Below are 2,525 nucleotides of genomic sequence, written 5' to 3' on the forward strand. Positions count from 1 at the left end.
CGAGGATCTGGAACGGGTCGCGCAGGAACTGAACGGCCGACCCCGCAAAACGCTCGGCTGGGACACCCCGGCAGAGCGATTCCGTGATCTACTAATCAGTACTTAATCAGCGCGGTGTTGCAACGACTAATGGAATCCAAGACCTCGGGCGCCCCATGCTTCGCGAGTACCCGCTCAATCGCGGCACGGCTTTCCGCAGACAGACTAGCGTCGAAGACCGACACAGCGCTCGGCTTAGGCGATCGCTCTGGATACACAGGTTCAGCATCACCCACCCTGCATAACGGCGCTGCTGGCTCGCCTCAATGAGCCTCCTTACGGTCTTGTCCGCCTCCCTCTTCCTCGCGTGGGAAGGATTCATGCAGATCGCGATAAGGGGGGGGGGGGGGGGGGGGGNTTTGGCCGAGGGCGAATCGGAAGTTATTCTCCTCGGGTACAGGATCCCAGAGGTCGGGCTCGTGTCGGGTCGGGTACGCGATCACGACGGGACCTCCTCAGTCTTCGCAGCCTGTCGCCTCGGAGCAATGCGTTAGTGCGTGTGCCGGCTCCAGGAGAGACCGCAAACTATGCATGTTATTTGCGCCTGAAATTTGAAGTCGGCCTGCGAGTCCACTTCGTTTGTACCGTAAAGGTGAACGGGCGCAGCGGAGTGCGCGCGAGACGTAGTCCTCCACGCCTCCTCGAGGGCACCGGGGGCGTCCGAGACCGCGCGTTTCAAAACCTCGGAGAGCGTGGCGTACTGAGTTTCGGAGAGGTTGAAAACCATCGCATAAGCAGTTTCCTGTCCCTCGATTGCCGAAGCCGGGTGGGGCCAATCGTGCAGACGCCACGCAAGCCCGCAGGTCATGCATGCTGTGGTGTCTTTGAGCTCATTCCTCGAGGCGATGCCCCAAGCGGAGAACTCATGTTCTCGGGCGTCGTAGTTTGCGAGATTTATCTTGCTCCACACTTCCGAAAGTGCGCGATCGTCGCGTTTAAGGTACCACATATCAAACAGTGCCTTGTACTGTGCCTTCGTAAAGCGAACGACCAACGTTCGCCCCTGCGTCTGGCCCTGTACCTTTGGAGGCTGGCTCTGGGTTCGGCTGAAAAACATGTGGGCTCCAACTGTTTGACTCGCTACCTTCGGTGGACGTACCCAAGCACATGGCACCAGAACTTGGCGACGCGTCGCGGTTCTGCGCATTCAAAGGTGACCCGGAACTCCACGACCGACATCATCGGCCAAGCATAGTGATTCGTTCCGTGGATCGAACCGGCGGTGATGCCCGGTAGGTCCGCGTCGGGCGTGCAGTAGCCGGTTCCCGGCACTCGTCTTGCACGACGTGGGGGAGCGGCTGCTGATCGCGTCCAGGGTTCGCGAGGGAACCCTCACCGGACGCTCCAACTGACCCGGCGGTCGTCAGCAATGGTCCGCTAGCCTCAAGGAACCGACAGTGCCATCGATTGTCGGAGAGATACGTCCGACATCAAAGAGTAGAAAACAGTGAGGGAACTTCGTGGCAATACCTGATGGATACGACCTGAGGGAGAGAATCAGCAAAACGCCGTTAGCTCAGGTCTGGACTTCACAGAACACCTCTAGCCAAGTGGTTGTGCTGAAGATCGCCGCCGATGTGCCCCAGGTGCAGAAGCGTTTTGAGCGCGAGCTCTTAGCCATGGTTGCGAATGCGAACAGGCACGTGATGCCGGTTCTCGACTACGACGCTTCGCGCGGCTGGTAGGCCATGCCGCACGCATCGCATTCGCTGTTCGAGACAAAAGTACCCTGCTCGGTACAAGACTGTGTCGAAATTCTCGACGCTGTTGCCGGAGGACTCAGACCTCTTCATGCTCAAGACCAGGTGCACCGCGACCTGAAGCCGCACAATATTTTGTGGCTCGACGGTGAGGACGCCCGATGGGTCGTCGCCGACTTTGGTATCGTGCGTAATCCTTTAGGCCTAACAACATCCAAACTGACTCACGCCGGAGGTTTGACGGGGAGCACCGGGTGGGCGGCGCCGGAGCAATACAGCGATGCCCACGACGCGACGATCACCGCAGACGTTTACAGCCTCGGGGCAATCGCATCCTGGCTGCTGACCGGGCAGCCGCCTGCGTACGGACATGTAACTATGCCTCTGGACCCTCGTCTTGGCGCTGCTATCCGCAGGGCAACGAGGCCACATGGACCGGACCGGTTTGCGAACTTGGACGACTTTGTGAAGGCCTTCACCGTGGCGACACAGCCGTTCGTCGGTACGTTCGAGGCGTTGACCCAGCGAGGAGAGTGGGTGGAAGTGAGCGCGTATACCAGGCAGGCGGGGGAACACCCGCGCGCGATCCGTGCGCTCCCGAGGGCTTCGCAGTCCGACGTGAATGACTGGGCTGCGGCCGATAGCGCAGGAATGGTCGATGCGGTGGTGGATCTCTTGGGGGAAGTGCCAGGACTGAGCTACAGGGACATGGATCAGTTCCTCTGCTGGTGTGTGAGAGTGGTCCGGGCTCTAGTCAACGCGAACCAGCTTGAGTCGGCCGAGCGC

The 2,525-nt window shown here is 60.1% G+C and carries 3 protein-coding genes and 1 pseudogene; 3 read left to right on the forward strand and 1 reads right to left on the reverse strand.

The features are described 5' to 3' along the window. Positions 1 to 106: 106 nt before the first annotated feature. Positions 107 to 442 carry a DUF1643 domain-containing protein gene (locus E3T29_RS20590; RefSeq protein WP_370449090.1) on the reverse strand — a complete coding sequence of 112 codons (336 nt, stop codon included), beginning with the start codon at positions 440 to 442 and terminating at the stop codon, positions 107 to 109. Positions 443 to 1,499: 1,057 nt separating this feature from the next. On the opposite strand from E3T29_RS20590, the gene E3T29_RS01770 reads away from it, so the two are divergent. The 3 genes and pseudogenes from E3T29_RS01770 to E3T29_RS20055 all read left to right on the forward strand — a co-directional run. Continuing rightward, positions 1,500 to 1,724: a hypothetical protein gene (locus tag E3T29_RS01770; RefSeq protein WP_134343840.1), complete on the forward strand. Its 225-nt coding sequence runs from the start codon at positions 1,500 to 1,502 to the stop codon at positions 1,722 to 1,724. Positions 1,725 to 1,727: 3 nt separating this feature from the next. Beyond that, positions 1,728 to 2,099, forward strand: a pseudogene (locus E3T29_RS20595) (protein kinase); the annotation flags it as partial. Between the two features lie 105 nt (positions 2,100 to 2,204). Next, a partial coding sequence (locus E3T29_RS20055) for a hypothetical protein (RefSeq protein WP_241987589.1) occupies positions 2,205 to 2,525 on the forward strand: 321 nt, incomplete at its 3' end.

The sequence above is a fragment of the Cryobacterium sp. TMT1-66-1 genome, assembly GCF_004403435.1.
GTDB classification, from domain to species: Bacteria; Actinomycetota; Actinomycetes; order Actinomycetales; family Microbacteriaceae; genus Cryobacterium; species Cryobacterium flavum.